Here is a 16,507-nt window from a genome sequence, read left to right as displayed (position 1 = left end):
CATGCCCGATCAGCTGCCAGAGATCGAACTTGAAGATCGCGGTTCCAAGGGTCGCTACGTCCTGCGCGGCGCCGGCGGCGCCGAAGCCGAAATGACCTTCACCAAGATCGGCGAGCACCAGCTCATCATCGATCACACCGAAGTGCCGGACGCCTTTCGCGGCCAGGGCGCCGGGCTTCGGCTCGTCACCCGCGCCGTCGAGGATGCGCGGGCGGCGGGCAAGAAGATCATCCCGCTCTGCCCGTTCGCCAACGCCCAGTTCCGCCGCCATCCGGAATGGGCCGACGTGCTGAAGCAATAGGTCGGACAGGCTTTGTCATTTGCGCGGGTAGCACATCTTGCCTAAGTGGGTATGATATATCGCTCCCGCGCCGATGAACGAACCGAATGACCCCCCTATGACCGAATCCGACCTCGTCCCCGTCTTCGACGGCCATAACGACACGCTGCTGAGGCTCTATCAGTCCAAGGACAGGGACGTCGAAAAGCTGTTCGTCGAAGGGAAATCGGGCGGCCATATCGACCTGCCGCGCGCCAAGGCCGGCGGATTCGCCGGTGGCATGTTCGCCATCTTCCCGCCGCCGGTCGAGAAAGCGCGGCGCAGCGCCGTGCCTTCGGCGCCGAGCGACAGCGAGCCGCTGCCGCCCGAGGTTCCGCGCGCCGATGCGCTCAACTCGACGATCGCGATGGCGTCCATCCTGTTCCGGCTGGAACGCGCCGGCGCATTGGCGATCTGCCGCAGTGCCGGCGATGTGCGCAATGCCATGGCGCAAGGTACGATTGCCGCGGTGTTCCACATCGAGGGCGTCGAGGCGATCGATCCCGAACTCACCATGCTCGATGTTCTGCATGCCGCGGGCCTGCGTTCGCTCGGCATCGTCTGGAGCAGGCCGAATGTGTTCGGCCACGGCGTGCCGTTCCGCTTTCCGTCTTCGCCCGACACCGGACCCGGCCTGACCGATGCCGGCAAGGCGCTGGTCAAGGCGTGCAACGAACTCAAGATCATGATCGACCTCTCGCATCTCAACGAGAAGGGCTTTCGCGATGTCGCTGAAATCAGCAATGCGCCGCTGGTCGCCACCCATTCCAACGTGCACGCGATCTGCGGCCATTCGCGCAATCTTACCGACTGGCAGCTCGGCGCGATCCGCGAGTCCGGTGGCATGGTCGGCCTCAACTTCGCCACCGGCTTCCTGCGCGAGGACGGCCGCATGAATGCCGACACCAGCCTCGACATCATGGTGCGCCATATCGATTCCCTGCTGCAGGCTCTGGGCGAGGACGGCGTCGGTCTCGGCTCGGATTTCGACGGCGCCATGATCCCGGCCGTCATCGGCGACGTCGCCGGTCTGCCTAAACTCGTCGATGCGCTGGCGGCGCGCGGTTTCGGCCGCGCGCTGATCGAAAAGATCGCCTACCGCAACTGGCTAAGCATGCTCGAGCGCACGATCGGCTGAGCCGGCGCTACTTGTCGTAGCCCATGCGCTTCAGCCAATCCTTGCCGACGCCACGGTCGCGAATGATCGGCAACGGGTTTTCCGAATCGAGCCTGGCGCAGATGCGGTAGACCTCCAGGGTCTCCGCACTCATCTCGTCGCGCTTGTAGAAGAACATGGCGGCGGCGTAGCGCGTTCGGCCCGACCATTTCTCACCGAGCGGCGTGTTGACCAGTTCCCACTGTTCGGCGGTTTCGCCTTCTTCCTCGGCCATGCTCAGAAATCCGCCGGCGGGTTGGCGGTGCGGCGGTCGAGCTTGATGAAGGGGCGCGCCACCACCTTGGCCCGTTTCATCAGCTTCTGGTACTGCAGCTCGCGCATGGCGTAGATCTCGACCCAGAGGTCTTCCACGACAGTATCACCATAGGGCCGCGCCAGCGAGGCGATGGCGATGTTGCGCTTCGCCATCGGCGACCACATGGCGGCGCTGACCAAGCCGACTTCCTGGCTCTTCTTGTAGTAGACGATGGCGTGTTCGGCCGGGATGTTGCCCTCGATCTCCAGCCCGACCAGGACATGGCGCAGTCTGCGTCTTGTCCTCGCTTCGAGGATGGCGCGGCGGCCGTTGAAATGGGCCTTTTCCAGATCGATCATGAAGCCGAGCCCGATCTCGTCGGGCATGCGCAGGCGGTCGGCGCGGATGGCGTGTTCGGCGGTGGTGAAATCGGCATTGGCGACAATCAGCCCTGCTTCGAGCCGCGCGCGGTTGAGCGCGGTATAGCCGATGGCCCTGATGCCGCGCAGTTCGCCTGCCGTCATCAGCCGGTCCCAGAGACTCAGCGCCTTGTCGGCCGGCACGAACAATTCGTAGCCGAGATCGCCGGTGAAGCCGGTGCGTGAAATGATGACCGTGCCGCCGTCGTGCGGGAACTCGGCGAGGTCGAATATTTTCAGCTTCTCGACACCGGTGAAGCCCGCATCGCGCAACACGGCGAAAGATGTGGGGCCTTGCAAGGCGAGCCCGGCGACGGCCTCGGTCTCCTCCTCGACGGTGACGTCGAGACCAAGGGCGCTGTCCAGCAGCCAGGGCAGATGCCGCTCCTGCGAACACAGCCGGAAGCGGGTTGGCGAAAGTCGGAACAGCGTGCCGTCGTCCAGGACAAAACCTTCATCGTCACACCACGCGGTGTAATGAACGCGGCCGGGCCTGAGTTTGGTGACATCGCGCAAGGTGACGCGGTCGAGGAAGGCTTCGGCATCCGGGCCTTCGATGCGGTATTTGGTCATCGGCGAGATGTCGAAGACTGCCGCCTGGCTGCGGATGGCGAAATATTCGAGCTCCTCGTCCCAGAGCGAATGCGGCGCGCGGTAGCCGGCCCAATTGTACCAGTCCTGGGTCTTGGCCAGCGCATCGAGGCGCGGCTGGAACGGCGTGGCGAGACGCAGCGTGCGGAAGTGGGTTTGCGCGAGGGTGCGGGCAGAAACAGCCGCATTGGCTGTCGTTGCAACGGGCTTCTTCCTGGTTGCCTGAGCCATAACCTACCCTTTCATCGCGATGATGCGCCGCGCGGCATTCAACCCGGGCGCACCGGAAACACCACCACCGGGATGCGAACCAGCACCGGCCAGGAACAAACCGTCGAGCGGCGTGTCATAGCCCGACCAGCCGGAGACAGGACGCGAGATCAGCATCTGATCTGCCTGCAGTTCACCATGATGCCAGTGACCACCGGGCATACGGTAGCGCTTCTCGATGTCGGCAGGCGTCAGAAGTTCGGCATGGCGCACCGTCTTGCCGATGCCAGGCGCGTAGGCTTCCAACCGAGCCAGGATTGCCTCGAGGAATTTCGGCTTGCCGGCGTTCCAACCCTCTTTCAACTGATAGGGCGCGTATTGCACCACGGCTGACAGCACGCAGGCGCCGTCCGGCGCCAGCGACGGGTCCGCAAGGCTGGGCAAGGTTATCTCCATCGCCGGCTCGGGCGAGAACTCGCCGTACTTCGACGGATTGAAGGCACGCTCGACATGGTCGGGGGAGGGGGCGATGACGAGCCGCCCCTTGTGGTCGGCGGCATCGGCGCCAGTGAATTGGGGTGGCCGGTCGAGCGCCAGATGGAGCTTGGCGGCATCACCCTTCATGCGGATATTTTTCACCTTGCGCATGAAGCCGGTATCGATCCCGCGTGGTCCGACAAGATCGAGGAAGGTGGTCGCCGGGTTGATGGCGGAGACGATCGTCCTGGCGCGAAGCTCCTCGCCATTGTCGAGGACGACGCCGACGGCGCGGTCTTTCTCGACAATGATCCTTGCGACGGGCACCGATGTGCGGATCGTGACGCCGGCCTTTTCGGCGGCAGTGCGGATGGCCACGACCACCGCGCCCACGCCACCCCGTGGCAGCAGTTGCGCTCCGGCCGCACCGCCGATCTCTCCGGCCAGACGATAATAGAGCCCGAGCAGCGAGGTCGGCGAGCGCGGGCCAAGATGACTGCCGAGGGTGGCATCGAAGGCGAGCAGCCCCTTCAGCCTGTCGTCGGCGAGCTGCTCGTCAAGCAGGTCGGCAACGTTCATCAGAAGCACGCGCAGGAAGTCGCGCATGTCTTCCTTGCCGAGTTTCTTCAACGCTAGCGCGGTCTGGCCGAGCGAAGCTGTCTCCAGCAGCGACATGCCACCGAGATCAGGCGGCCGGCGCGACAGGAACGGCTTCAATATGCCGGCATAGCGCAACAGCTGCGCGCGCAAATCCTTCCAGGCGGACTGTTCCGACGAACTGGCGCCGGTCAGCACCTCGCCATAGGCGCCATGCAGGACAAGTGGCGGTGCATCTTTCGACAATGCGACTGACGGGATGAAGTCGGCGCGGGCGATTTGCAGCCCGTGCTTTTCCAGCTCCAGCGTCTTCATCACATCGGGGTGCAGCCGGTTCAGCACATGCGCGATCGACGAGACGCGAAAACCGGGCGCGAATTCCTCGGTGCGCGCCGCGCCGCCGGGTTCGGCTGCGGCTTCCAGCACCAGCACCTTGCGGCCGGCCTTCGCCAGCGTGGCGGCAGCGACAAGCCCGTTGTGGCCGCCGCCGATAACGATGCCATCAAATAACGTCATGGGCCGGCCTCATATGCGAGGTGGATTTTGCGAGATCGCGCAGGATTTCGGCCGCAGCATTGCGGCCGGGCGCGCCCATGACGCCGCCACCGGGATGGGTCGAGGAGCCGCACATATAGAGCCCACCGAGCGGCGACCGATACTGCGCATAGCCCGGCACCGGGCGGTTGAACAGAAGCTGGTCGAAGGTGAGTTCGCCCTGAAAAATGTTGCCTTCGGTGAGACCGACCTCGGCCTCGATTTCGCGCGGCGTGCGCACTTCCATGTGGACGATGCGGTCGCGAAACCCCGGCGAGTATTCAGCGATCTGCGCGATCACGCTTTCAGCAAAACCGTCGCGGTCGGCATCGGTCCACTCGCGGCCGTTCACCTTGGGCGGCGCGTACTGCACGAAGCAGCTCATGAAGTGTTTTCCCGGCGGGGCCATGGTCGGGTCGAGCGTCGTCGGGATCACCATGTCGAGGAAGGGATCGGCGGACCAACGGCCGGCCTTCCAGTCGTCATAGGCGCGCTCCATGCGCTCAATCGAATCGGTGAAATGCATGTCGCCGCGATAGACTGGCGAGTCCTTCGGCAGCGCCGGGAATTCCGGCAGCGAATCGAGCGCGATGTTGACCTTGCCTGAGGAGCCGCGGATCTTGAAGTTCTTGACCCGGCGCAGGAAGATGTCGGGCAGTTCCTTCTCCTCGACCAGCTTCAGGAAGGTGCGCTTCACGTCGGCATTGGAGACGACCAGCTTGCCGTAAATCTCCTCGCCGCCGGCAAGAACGACGCCCTTGGCCCTGCCTCTGTTCACCAGCACATGGTCGACCTCGGCGCTGGTGCGGATCGTGCCGCCGGAGGCCTTGAAGGAGGCTGCCAGCGCCTTGGTGACGGCGCCCATGCCGCCGCGCGCATAGCCCCAGGCGCCGACCGATCCGTCGACCTCGCCCATATAGTGGTGCAGCAGCACGTAAGCGGTGCCGGGCGACATCGGTCCGAGTGCCGTGCCGATGATGCCGGATAGCGCGAAGTTCGCCTTGATGACGTCGGTCTCGAAATATTCGTCGAGGAATTCCGAGATAGACATCGTCCAGAAGCGCAGCGTCAGCGCCATTTCCTCGGCGGAGAGACCGGCGAATTTCTTGCCGAGATAAAGCAGTTCGCCGAGGTCGCGCGGCCGCAAACTGGTCGGGTCCGGCGCGGTGCGCATCAGCAACGGCTGGATGAAGCGGCACTGGCGCGTCACGTCGCGAGAGTAGCGGTCATAGGCCTCGGCATCCCTTTTGGAGAAGCGGGCGAATTCGCGCCGGTGCGTGTCGTGGTCGCGGTAATTGGCGAGGTAGTCGCCGTCGCGCGTGAACACCGCACCGCCCTCATAGGAAATGACCTGCAGGCCAAAGCGCGGCAGGTCGAGGTCGCGCATGATTTCGGGGCGGAACAGCGAGCAGACATAGGAGCAGTTGGAGTAGAGGAAGCCCGGCGTCAGCTCCCGGCTGGTGGCAGCACCGCCTACCCAGTCGTTCTTCTCGACCACAAGCACGTCGAGGCCGGCGCGCTGGAGGTAGCAGGCGTTGACCAGACCGTTATGTCCGCCGCCGATGATGATCGCATCCCAAGCTTTCATTGTGGCCCAGTCCTCCCTGTTTTGCGTCATTCTCAAGGGGAAGCGCTATGCGCTTCTCCCGGGGAAAACCGCTCACACTTTTCCTCGAATTAATTAGGCGACCCGCTCTTCATTTTTGCGTGATCTGTTCCCGAATGCGCGGAATTTGGCATGACATCAGCCATTCTGTCCAGCCATTCTGAATGAATGTTCAACAAATGATATTGCGTTTTCCCGCATCTGCGCTACGCTTCGCCGGCGTTCGAACCGAGCATTCCGTCGATTGGGGGACCGAGGGCTGATGATCGAAACGGCAGACGCCGAACCGGAATATGACGACACCGCCATCCGCTTCCTCGAGGCGCTGTGGGGCGATGGCTACCTGTCGCCAGGCGGGCCGGACGAGGTCGACCGGGTGGTGGAGGGGCTTTCGCTCAAGGGCAGGACGATCCTCGATATCGGCTGTGGCTGCGGTGGCATCACGTTGCATCTGGTCGAGCGTCACGGCGCGGCCCACGCCACCGGCTTCGATGTCGAACGGCCGGTGATCGCGGCGGCCAGACAGCGCGCCGCCGCGCGCGGCCTTGGCGAGCGCGCCGGCTTCGTTCAGGCGCCTCCGGGATTGCTGCCTTTCGCCGACAGCTCCTTCGATGTCGTCTTTTCCAAGGATGCGCTGTTGCATGTGCCCGACAAGGACGGGCTCTTCGCCGAGATTTTCCGCGTGCTCAAGCCGGGCGGGGTCTTTGCCGCCTCCAACTGGATGATCTCGCATGACGGCGAACCATCACCCGACATGAAGGCGTATGTCGCGGCCGAGGGGCTGTCCTTCGCCATGGCCTCGCCGGCGCGCTATGCCAAGGCGATGCGTGGCGCCGGTTTTGCCGATGTCACCGTCAGGGACCGCAATCCCTGGTACCGCGAGGTGGCGCGAGGGGAGCTCGAAAGGCTGAAGGGACCACTCTATCCGGCCGTTGCCGCAGTGGTGGGCGCGGCCTATGTCGACAAGAACATACGAACCTGGGAAGCCATGCAGAAGGTGCTTGACAGTGGAGAGCACCGTCCCACTCATCTTCGCGGGTCGAAGCCGGATGCAAAGCGATAGCCGGCGATGCTGGAGACCATCACACGCATGAAAACGGCAGACGCCAGGGACGCGCTCCTTGAACCGGCGCGGAAAGCCGAATCCGAGAAGCGCGGGCGCAAGGCCTCGAAGGAGGTCAGGCAGCTTCAGCTCATCGAGGCGACGATCGATTCGCTCGCCAAGCGCGGCTATTCGGAGACGACAATGGCCGACGTCGCCGATGGCGCCGGCTTGTCGCGCGGCATCGTCAATTTCCATTTCGAGAGCAAGGAAAAGCTGCTCGTCGCGACGCTGCAGTATATGTATGACGAGTATTCGGCGCATTGGCGCAATGCGCTGCAGAAAGCAGGCGACGATCCTGCCGACCAACTGCAGGCCCTGGTCGCTGCCGACTTCGACCGCTCGATCTGCAACAAGCGCAAGCTCGCCGCATGGTGCGCCTTTTGGGGCGAGGCCAAGTCACGGCCGACCTACCAGGCGCTGAGCAGCGCCCGCGACGTCGTCTATCAGGACATCTTCATCGAGCTCTGTGCGACGCTCAAGCAGAGCGGCGGCTACGCCTATGAGCCGCAGGTCATGGCATTGGCGCTTAGCGCCATGCTGGAAGGGCTTTGGCTGCGGCTGATGATGGGGACCGAGAACACGACCCGCGAGACCTCCTTGCAGGCGGCGAACGAATTCCTGTCGGCGGCTTTCCCGAAACACTACCCGCGGAACGCCGCCGCCCCGACCAAATCATCAGAAAAGACGAAATCATAAGAAAACCACAGAGGATGGAACAGCAATGAAGACACTGACAAGACGCCTGACACTGACGCTCGCACTGGCCGGAACCCTGGCGGCTTCCGCCGCCGCCTTGGCGATCGCCGCCGACAAGGATCTGATCGTGTTCGACTGGTCCGGCTACGAGGATCCGGGCTTCCACCCGAAATATGTCGAGAAGAACGGCGATTCGCCGACCTTCGCCTTCTTCGGCGATGAGGACGAGGCGTTCGAGAAGGTCCGTTCCGGCTTCAAGGCCGACCTTGGCCATCCCTGCTCGCAGAGCGTGGTGAAATGGCGCGAGGCTGGCCTGCTGCAGCCGCTCGACACGTCGAAGATCACAGGCTGGAAGGACCTCAATCCCGGTATCATGGCGATGAAGAATCTCGCCACCACCGATGACGGAAAAGCCTGGTTCATGCCCTGGGACTGGGGCAACACGCAGCTCACCTTCAATTCCTCCAAGATCGACGACAAGGACGTGCAGTCGCTGAAGGCGTTCGCCGATCCGAAGTTCAAGGGCCGGGTGTCGATCGGCGACAATGTCGACGACGCCTATGCGCTGGCGAGCCTCGCCATCGGCCTGAAGGACTGGACCAAGATGACGGACGACCAGTTCAAGCAGGCATCCGATTTCCTGCGCCAGGTGCACAAGAACGTGCGCTCCTACTGGACCGACACCACCGACATCGTGCAGTTGTTGAGCGGGGGCGAGGTCGACCTCGCCTGGGCCTGGAACGATGCGACCGTGCAGTCGGTCGCAGCCGGCATGCCGATCAAGTCGAAGAAGGACACGGCGGAGGGCATCTCGACCTGGGTCTGCGGCTATGTGCTGTTCAAGGATGCTCCCGGCAACATCGACAAGGCCTATGATTACCTCAACGCAGTCAACGATCCGGAGATCGCCAAGGTGCTGGTCAAGGATTGGGGCTACGGCCAGGCCAACGCCAAGGGCATGGCCGGCGTCGATCAGACCGTCCTGAAGGAAAAGGGTTATGACGACGTGCAGAAATTCGTCGACAAGACGCTGTTCCAGCAGCCGCTGCCGTCCGATCTCAAGCTCAAGATGATCGCCGAGTTCGAGAAGATCAAAGCGGGCTATTGAGGCCTGCTTTCGAGTGGCCGTTCCTGCCCGCTCGGATATGGAACTAGGGTGATCGCTCGGGTTGCCATCATCCATTCGAGCGCTGGCGCCGCCCTTCACCTGCCTGCCGGCATCCTCTCCCCGTATAGTGACGGGGAGAGGGGCGCTGTCGTCGCCGGTTTCGCCAATCGCCGACGTTGCAGGAAGAGTGCCGGCACTGCGGGCAGCCTTCTTCTCCCCGTCGCCATACGGGGAGAAGTGCCCGGCAGGGCGATGAGGGGCAGCGCTGACTTCAATGATTGCCGGTCCCGGCCGCAAGTTGGTCCGAAGTGGTTGCTCCATCGAATTCGCGGCCTCGCCAAAGCTTGGGAATTCTCCTAACCTCGCTCTCGGCATCTTTCGCGATGGGGGAGTTTTCGCACCATGAATTCCGCGCTTCGCCGTCTTGTTGTCGCCGCCGCCTGCATGGTTGGCGCCGGCGCGGTTTACGCGCTCGCCGAAGGCGGCGGTAACCTCGTCGTATTCGACTGGTCGGGCTATGAGGATCCGCTGCTGCATCCGGCGTACACGACCAAATACGGCGCCGAGCCGACCTTTGCTTTCTTCGGCGACGAGGACGAGGCCTTCGAGAAGATGCGGGCAGGCTTCAAGGCCGATGTCGCGCATCCCTGCTCGCAAAGCGTGGTGAAGTGGCGCGAGGCCGGCCTACTGCAGCCGCTCGACACGTCCCGGATCGCTGGCTGGAAGGATCTCAATCCAGGTATCATGGCGATGAAGGATCTCGCCGTCACCGCCGACGGCAAGGCTTGGTTCATGCCATTCGACTGGGGCAACACCTCGCTGCTCTACCGCACCGACAAGGTGACGGCCCAACAGGCACAGTCGCTCAAGATTTTCGCCGATCCGCGGTTCAAGGGCCGCGTCACCATCGGCGACAATGTCGATGACGCCTATGCGCTGGCGAGCCTAGTCATCGGTCTCAAGGACTGGACCAAGATGACCGACGACCAGTTCAAGCAGGCGTCCGCTTTCCTGCGTGACGTGCACAAGAACATCCGTTTCTACTGGATCGACGACACCGACCTCAACCAGGCCTTTATCGGCAACGAGGTCGACCTCGTCTGGGGCTGGAACGAGACCTTCGTGACGCTGAAGGGACAGGGGCTGCCGATCGCCATGAACCGCGAGACCAACGAAGGGATTTCGACCTGGGTGTGCGGCTACGTGCTGATGAAGGATGCGCCAGGCAAGCTCGACGAGGCCTATGATTTCCTCAGCGCCGTCAATGCGCCCGGCGTGTCGGACTATATGGTCAAGACCTTCGGCTACGGCCACGGCAATGGCGCCGGGATGGCTGCGATCGACCACAAGGTGCTGGCCGACCGCGGCTTCGACAATCTCGACAAGTTCCTCGACAAGACCTTGTTCCAGCAACCCGTCGCGCCGGAGCTGAAGCAGCGCATGGTCGCCGAGTTCGAGAAGATCAAGGCCGGCTATTGAGCGACAAGACAGAAAGGACCGGCGTCGTCATCGTCGGGGCTGGCTTCACCGGCCTCTCGGCCGCGATCGAATTGAAGCGCGCCGGCGTCGATTTCGTGCTGGTGGAAGCCCGCGATCGTGTCGGCGGCCGCGTCGAGGCCATGCGAAACGGACTTGGCGAGCGCATCGACAGCGGCGGCCAGTTCCTGTGCGAGGACATGCCGCAGCTGATGGAACTGGCGCGGGTCCGCGCCAAGACCTTCGTCGAGACCTACGTCGAGGGCGATTTCATCACCCATCCGGCGATGTCGGCCCCGAGAGCCGAGCGGACCTATCATGCCTCGATGGCGATCCGCGAACGCATGAACGGGATCGAGCCCGACGATCCCGCGATCGAAGGCCTGACCGTTGCCGACTGGCTCGAAGGCCAGAACGACACGGCTGACGCCAAGGCGGCCTTCCGGTCGATGATCGAGGGCCTGTGGTGCCTGGCGCTGGAGAAGGTGCCGCTCTGGTACCTGATCGACAATGACCGGCGCATCACCAATGAGGTGCCGGAGCTGCAATATTCCCTGCGCGAGACCATGCAGTCGGTAGCCGACGATCTGGCTGATGATCTCGGCGGCTGGGTGAGGCTGGGTGAACCGGCCACCCGCATCGAATATGGTGCGCCAGGGGTTCGTGTTGTCTCGAGCAACGGCGTGATCGAAGCACGCGCCGTTCTGGTGGCCGTGCCGCCGGCGACAGCCGCGAAGCTCGATTTTACGCCCCCCTTGCCAGCAGCCTTGGACAGGGCGCTCGGCGCCTGGGAAAGCGGCGCCGTGATCAAGATCCTGGTGCGCTATCCCAGGCCATTCTGGCGCGAGCGGGATTTGAGCGGGATGGTGATGTGGCGGGATCTGCCGGGGCTGTTTGCCTGCGACGCCAGCAAGGATCCCGATCATGCGGCGCTTGTCGTCTTCATTGGCGGGCCGCTGGCGCTGGGCTGGCACGAACTCGGCGAGGCGGATCTGCGGGCGCAGGTGACGACGAGGCTGGTGGAGGCGCTCGGTCCGGAGGCAGCGGACAGTCTCGATTTCAGCCGCCGCGACTGGACGCACGATGGCTGGAGCGGCGGTGCCTATAGCGACCTGATCATCGATGCGACGGCGAGAGATGCCGAGCGCACCATTCTTGCCGGTGCGCCGCCGCTGCATTTCGCTTCGTCGGAATTGTCGCCGTCATTCCCGGGCTATGTCGAAGGCGCGATCATGGCCGGGCGCATCGCGGCGCGCAGGATCATCGCCGATGTTCAGTCGGCCATCGCGACCAGGGCTTCGGGATCATAGGCGAGGCGGATCGGGGTGCCGACCGGAATATCGTCGGCGCCGAAATCGTTGGTCTCTGTCACCGACAGCGGCTTTTCCAGGCCCGGGATTTCGACGATCAGATGGGTGATCTCGCCGAAATAGTGGCGCTCGACCACCTTGCCGGCGACCTCGAATTTGGCTTTCGCATTGTCCCATAGCACGCGCAGCCGCTCCGGCCTGATGCCCAGCGTTGCGGCGCCGCCATTGCGCACGAAGGCCTTGGGCTTGTCGGTCTTGATGCGGCCGAAGCCGAGCGTGTCGACGACCAGCGATGCGCCGTTCTCCTCGACGATCTCGGCCTTGATGAAATTCATGCCGCCCAGGAAGTCGGCGACCTGGCGGTTGACCGGGCGCTGGTAGATTTCCTTTGGGGAGGCGACCTGCGCGATCTTGCCGCCGAACATCACGGCGATGCGGTCGGACATTGCGAGCGCTTCATACTGGTCGTGGGTGACCAGTACGAAAGTGATGCCGACCGCCTGCTGCAGGCGGCGCAACTCGACTTGCATCTGCTCGCGCAGCTTCTTGTCAAGCGCCGACAGCGGCTCGTCGAGCAGCAGAACTTTTGGCCGCATCACCAGGGCGCGGGCAAGCGCGACGCGCTGGCGCTGGCCGCCGGAAAGCTCGGTGGCAAGCCGCTTGCCGAGGCCGGTGAGCGAGACCTGCGCCAGTGCTTCCTCAACCCGGCGCTTCTCCTCGCCGCCCTGCAGCTTCAACCGCTTCAGCCCGTAGGCGACGTTCTGCTCGACATTGAGGTGCGGGAAGATCGCGTAGCTCTGGAACACCATGTTGGTCGGCCGGCGGTTGGCCGGGATGCCTTCCATGGGCTGGCCGCCGACCGCGATCGAACCGCTGGTCGGATTGTCGAAGCCGGCGATCATGCGCAAAAGCGTGGTTTTGCCGCAACCCGAGGGGCCAAGCAGCGAGAAGAACTCGCCCTCCCTGATGGTCAGGGAGGCGTCGTCCAGCGCCTTGAACGCTCCGTAACTGCGGGTGACGTTCCGGATCTCGATCATCGGTCTTTCGGATTGGATCCTGTCCCCGTGAGGGCGCTCGATCCGCGGCTGCTCAGGCATAGAGGCCTCCCTCGTTCTGGGTGCGTCTGGCCGCGCGGCGACGCAGGATTTCGGCGATCGTCATCAGCAGGAAGGAGGCGACCAAAAGCAGCGTGCCGAGCGCCAGCACGCCGGGCAGTTTCGATGCGAAGCGCAACTGGCCCCAGATGTAGATCGGCAGCGTCGCCTCGGTGCCGGTCAGGAAGAAGGCGATGATGAACTCGTCCAGCGAGATGGTGAAGCAGACCAGCAGGCTGGAAATGATCGCCGGCGCCACCATGGGCAACGTCACCCGCCGGAAAGTGCCGAAGGCGCTTTCGGCGAGATCGGCGGAGGCTTCCTCGAGGCTGCGGTCGAAACCCTCGAAGCCGGAGGTCAGCACCGTCATCGAATAGGGAATGCAGACCAGGACGTGGCCGAGCACTACGGTGAACAGCGAAAGGCTGAGGCCCAACTGCAGCATCACCAGCAGCATGGAGATGGCAACGATGACTTCCGGCAGCACAAGCGGCGCCATGATCAGCCCGTTGATGGCGCGGCGGCCGGGATAGCGGTAGCGGGTGATCGAGCGGGCGGCGAGGATGCCGAGTACGGTGGAGAGGATGGCCGCCGAGACGCCGACGATCAGGCTGTTCCAGGTGGCGTCGAGCAGCGCCGGCGTGCGCGGCAGGTCTTCGTACCATTGCAGGGTGAAGCCAGTCAGCGGGAATTTCGGCGTCGCCGCCGTGTTGATCGAGAAGATCGGCAGGAAGATGACCGGCAAATAGAGGAAGACGATGTAGAGGAACGCATAGGCCGACAGCCAGCCGCCCGGCAGGAAGCGCCGCGCCCTCATCGCGCCATCCTTTGCAAGGTGCGGATGATCAGCACCGTGGCGCCCGCCATCAGGGAGACGATCAGCATGGTGGTAACGGAAAGTGCGGCGCCGAGCGGCCAGTTGGCGGCCTTGCCGAACTGCGCCTGGATCGCGTTGGCGATCATGACGCCGTCCTTGCCGCCGACGAGCTTTGGCGTGACATAGTCGCCGACCGTCGGGATCATGACGATCAGCGCCGCGGAAATGATGCCTGGCGCCGACAGCGGCAAGGTCACGCGCAGGAACGAGCGCAGGGGGCCATCGCCAAGATCGGTAGCCGCTTCGACCAGCGTGCGGTCGACCTTCTCCAGCGAAACGAAGATCGGCAGAATGGCGAAGGCCGCCCAGGCATGGGTGAGGGTAATGATGACGGCGCTCGAATTGTAGAGCAGGGCTGTCGACGGTTCGTCGATGATGCCCAGGCCCATCAGGCCGGAATTCAAGACGCCGTTATAGCCCAGGATGACCTTCCACGACATCACGCGCAAGAGATAGCTGGTCCAGAACGGTATGGTGATGAGGAACAGCCACAGGCTCTTGTGACGGCCGCCATGGAAGGAAATGAAGTAGGCGATCGGGTAGGCGAGGACGACGGTGAACAGGCTGACCGTCAGCGAGATGTAGAGCGAGCGCCACAACAGATCGCGGTAGATCGGCTCGGTCAGCGCGACACGGTAGTTCTCCAATGTGAAGGTGCGGTCGATCGTCAGGTAGTGCTGCGTCCAGAAGGAGTGGGCGATGACCACCAGGATCGGCAGGACCAGCAGGATGAGTGCGTAGAGGAAGGTCGGGCTGATCAGGGCAAAGCCCTGTACGGGCTCCGATCGCAGAAGGGCATTTCGTCTGGCCCGCGACATGCGCAACGGGGGCGACCCTTCCGCAGCCACCGTCATTGCTGGGCACCGGGGGGCAGGGCTCCGGGTGCGATCTCGGTTGCTGGCCTGGACTGTCCCGCCATACGGCATCCCATTGGGCTGGCGCCGGCTATGTTCCCCTTGCCGGCTTTCTTTCATCATGCGCGCATCCGCGGATTGAAATCAAGCGCTAATTCTGCAATGTTGATTGAACGGACATTCAAAATCAGGCGAGCAGAGCGACGATTCGGCCATGGCGGACCGGATTGATGCCCGGGAAATTCGACGGATGATGTGGAGGCGATGATGGCGGCTGTGAGAGATCTGGAGGCACGCGAAACGGCAGGCCCTGGCAACGACGATGCGGCCGAACTGGCCAAGCGTCATCTCATCCAGCCCTGGCCTTATGCCGGTTCCGTCGGTTCGGAAGCGCGCGCGCTGATCGGCGAGGGCGATGGCATCTACATCACCGACAGCGCCGGCAAGCGGCTGATCGATGGGCCTGCCGGCATGTGGTGCGTCAATGTCGGCCATCGTCGAGAGGAACTCGCCAGGGTGATGTACGACCAGGCGATGGCGCTGTCCTACAACACGCCCTGGTACACGATGAACGCGCCATCGGCGGAGCTTGCCAAACGCATCGCCGGCCATGCCCCAGACGATCTCAGCCACGTCTTCTACACCACGGGCGGTTCGTCCGCGGTCGAGACGGCGCTGCGCTTCATGCAGTTCTACAACAATGTGCGTGGCCGGCCGGAAAAGAAGCTCATCCTGAGCCGAGGGGGCGCCTATCATGGCTCGACCTATCTGTCGGCCTCGCTCAATGGCCGTCCCCGCGATCGCGACTGGATGGATGGCGCGGACGAACTGGTGGTCAAGCTGTCCTCGCCCGATCCGTTCCGGCGCCCGCAAGGCATGAGCCTTGCCGCCTTCACCGATTTCCTCGTCCACCAGTTCCGCGACACGGTCGCGCGCGTCGGCGCCGACAGAATAGGCGCCTTCGTCGGCGAACCGGTGCAGGCCTCCGGCGGCGTCGTCGTGCCGCCCGACGGCTATCTCAAGCGCATCCGCGAGATCTGCCGTGACAACGACATCCTCTATGTCTCCGACGAGGTGGTGACGGGCTTCGGCCGGCTTGGCCATGTCTTTGCCTCGGGCGATGTGTTCGGCATCGATCCCGACATGATCATCTTCGCCAAGGGCGTCACCTCAGGCTATTTCCCGCTCGGCGGCGTCATCATTTCCGAACGGCTGCTGGAAAACCTGCGCCGGTCCAACCATCCCGACGCGCTGTTCGGCCATGGCCTGACCTACACCAGCCATCCCGTCGGCTGCGCGGTGGCCTTGAAGAATCTCGACCTGCTGGAGGAAAGCGTGCTTGCCCACACGCAGGCGGTCGCGCCCTATTTCCAGGCGCAATTAAAGACGCTGGAAGAGCTGCCGCTGGTCGGCGAGGTGCGCGGCGTGGGGTTGATGGGCTGCGTGGAATGCGTCGCCGACCGCGAAAGCAAGGATCCACTGCAACTCGACAAGGATGTCGGCAAGCGCATCGACGCCCACTGCCACGAACTTGGCCTGCTGGTGCGGCCACTGATCAACATGTGCGTGATGTCGCCGCCGCTGATCATCACGCGCGAGCAGATCGACGACATGGTGGCGATCCTGCGCGAAGGCATTTCACGCACGATGGATGATCTCAGGAAAGAGGGCGTGTGGCGGGGATGACAGCCGATCCCCCTCGCGGGGGATGCCGCCGGTACGTCTTGGCGATCAGTTCGAAATTATAGCAATTTTCCGCAAGCCATGGACGCCGCAACGCGGCAGATTGTCCCGGCAACGGCGGACAAGCCCTGAAGAGCGG

15 protein-coding genes are annotated in these 16,507 nt (G+C 63.6%); 8 read left to right on the top strand and 7 right to left on the bottom strand.

The window, feature by feature from the left end; all coding sequences use genetic code 11:
• The first annotated feature begins 1 nt into the window (after nucleotide 1).
• Together EN851_RS14685 and EN851_RS14680 are read left to right on the top strand one after the other, a co-directional pair.
• Nucleotides 2-301: a GNAT family N-acetyltransferase gene (locus EN851_RS14685; protein ID WP_015315410.1), complete on the top strand. Its 300-nt coding sequence runs from the start codon at nucleotides 2-4 to the stop codon at nucleotides 299-301.
• Between the two features lie 97 nt (nucleotides 302-398).
• Entirely contained in the window at nucleotides 399-1,457 is a 1,059-nt protein-coding gene (locus EN851_RS14680) for a dipeptidase (protein ID WP_135929503.1), read from the top strand.
• Between the two features lie 7 nt (nucleotides 1,458-1,464).
• On the opposite strand, the gene EN851_RS14675 is transcribed toward EN851_RS14680, so the two are convergent.
• From EN851_RS14675 to EN851_RS14660, 4 genes are read right to left on the bottom strand one after another with little or no spacing between them, the layout of a single operon-like run.
• On the bottom strand, nucleotides 1,465-1,710 hold the full coding sequence (locus tag EN851_RS14675) for a hypothetical protein (RefSeq protein ID WP_135929502.1): 246 nt from the start codon (nucleotides 1,708-1,710) through the stop codon (nucleotides 1,465-1,467).
• 2 nt (nucleotides 1,711-1,712) lie between these two features.
• On the bottom strand, nucleotides 1,713-2,972 hold the full coding sequence (locus tag EN851_RS14670) for an aminomethyltransferase family protein (protein ID WP_135929501.1): 1,260 nt from the start codon (nucleotides 2,970-2,972) through the stop codon (nucleotides 1,713-1,715).
• A gap of 3 nt (nucleotides 2,973-2,975) precedes the next feature.
• Nucleotides 2,976-4,541, bottom strand: a complete 1,566-nt coding sequence (locus EN851_RS14665; protein WP_135929500.1) for an NAD(P)/FAD-dependent oxidoreductase — start codon at nucleotides 4,539-4,541, stop codon at nucleotides 2,976-2,978.
• Complete coding sequence (locus EN851_RS14660) at nucleotides 4,528-6,147, bottom strand: NAD(P)/FAD-dependent oxidoreductase (protein WP_135929499.1); 1,620 nt, start codon at nucleotides 6,145-6,147, stop codon at nucleotides 4,528-4,530. Before EN851_RS14660 ends, EN851_RS14665 begins: the two co-directional genes overlap by 14 nt.
• A 280-nt stretch (nucleotides 6,148-6,427) precedes the next feature.
• Between EN851_RS14660 and EN851_RS14655 the strand changes: the two genes are divergently transcribed.
• The 5 genes from EN851_RS14655 to EN851_RS14630 all read left to right on the top strand — a co-directional run bounded on the left by EN851_RS14655 (nucleotide 6,428) and on the right by EN851_RS14630 (nucleotide 11,860).
• Nucleotides 6,428-7,228 carry a methyltransferase domain-containing protein gene (locus tag EN851_RS14655; RefSeq protein WP_135929498.1) on the top strand — a complete coding sequence of 267 codons (801 nt, stop codon included), beginning with the start codon at nucleotides 6,428-6,430 and terminating at the stop codon, nucleotides 7,226-7,228.
• Between the two features lie 27 nt (nucleotides 7,229-7,255).
• Nucleotides 7,256-7,966, top strand: coding sequence for a transcriptional regulator BetI (betI, locus tag EN851_RS14650; protein ID WP_245520745.1), 711 nt, complete (start codon nucleotides 7,256-7,258; stop codon nucleotides 7,964-7,966).
• Nucleotides 7,967-7,991: 25 nt separating this feature from the next.
• Nucleotides 7,992-9,074, top strand: a complete 1,083-nt coding sequence (locus EN851_RS14645; RefSeq protein ID WP_135929497.1) for an ABC transporter substrate-binding protein — start codon at nucleotides 7,992-7,994, stop codon at nucleotides 9,072-9,074.
• Nucleotides 9,075-9,476: 402 nt separating this feature from the next.
• Complete coding sequence (locus tag EN851_RS14635) at nucleotides 9,477-10,553, top strand: extracellular solute-binding protein (protein ID WP_135929496.1); 1,077 nt, start codon at nucleotides 9,477-9,479, stop codon at nucleotides 10,551-10,553.
• The gene (locus EN851_RS14630; protein WP_135929495.1) at nucleotides 10,550-11,860 is read left to right on the top strand and encodes a flavin monoamine oxidase family protein; all 1,311 of its coding nucleotides are present in this window, start codon (nucleotides 10,550-10,552) and stop codon (nucleotides 11,858-11,860) included. The genes EN851_RS14635 and EN851_RS14630 overlap by 4 nt, the downstream gene beginning before the upstream one ends.
• On the opposite strand, the gene EN851_RS14625 is transcribed toward EN851_RS14630, so the two are convergent.
• Genes EN851_RS14625 through EN851_RS14615 form a run of 3 tightly spaced genes read right to left on the bottom strand, consistent with a single transcriptional unit; the run spans nucleotide 11,824 to nucleotide 14,685 of the window.
• On the bottom strand, nucleotides 11,824-12,897 hold the full coding sequence (locus EN851_RS14625) for an ABC transporter ATP-binding protein (protein ID WP_135929494.1): 1,074 nt from the start codon (nucleotides 12,895-12,897) through the stop codon (nucleotides 11,824-11,826). The two genes, EN851_RS14630 and EN851_RS14625, sit on opposite strands and share 37 nt — an antisense overlap.
• Nucleotides 12,898-12,949: 52 nt before the next feature.
• Nucleotides 12,950-13,771, bottom strand: coding sequence for an ABC transporter permease (locus tag EN851_RS14620; protein ID WP_135929493.1), 822 nt, complete (start codon nucleotides 13,769-13,771; stop codon nucleotides 12,950-12,952).
• Nucleotides 13,768-14,685 carry an ABC transporter permease gene (locus EN851_RS14615; protein ID WP_135929492.1) on the bottom strand — a complete coding sequence of 306 codons (918 nt, stop codon included), beginning with the start codon at nucleotides 14,683-14,685 and terminating at the stop codon, nucleotides 13,768-13,770. Before EN851_RS14615 ends, EN851_RS14620 begins: the two co-directional genes overlap by 4 nt.
• Nucleotides 14,686-14,952: 267 nt before the next feature.
• Here EN851_RS14615 and EN851_RS14610 point away from each other — a divergent pair, with 267 nt between their 5' ends.
• Nucleotides 14,953-16,371: an aminotransferase gene (locus EN851_RS14610; protein ID WP_135929491.1), complete on the top strand. Its 1,419-nt coding sequence runs from the start codon at nucleotides 14,953-14,955 to the stop codon at nucleotides 16,369-16,371.
• Nucleotides 16,372-16,507 lie beyond the last annotated feature (136 nt).

Source organism: Mesorhizobium sp. M8A.F.Ca.ET.208.01.1.1, from assembly GCF_004791315.1.
Lineage (GTDB): Bacteria > Pseudomonadota > Alphaproteobacteria > Rhizobiales > Rhizobiaceae > Mesorhizobium.
Note: the sequence above shows the minus strand (reverse complement) of the source record. Positions and strands in the feature narration are given on the sequence as shown.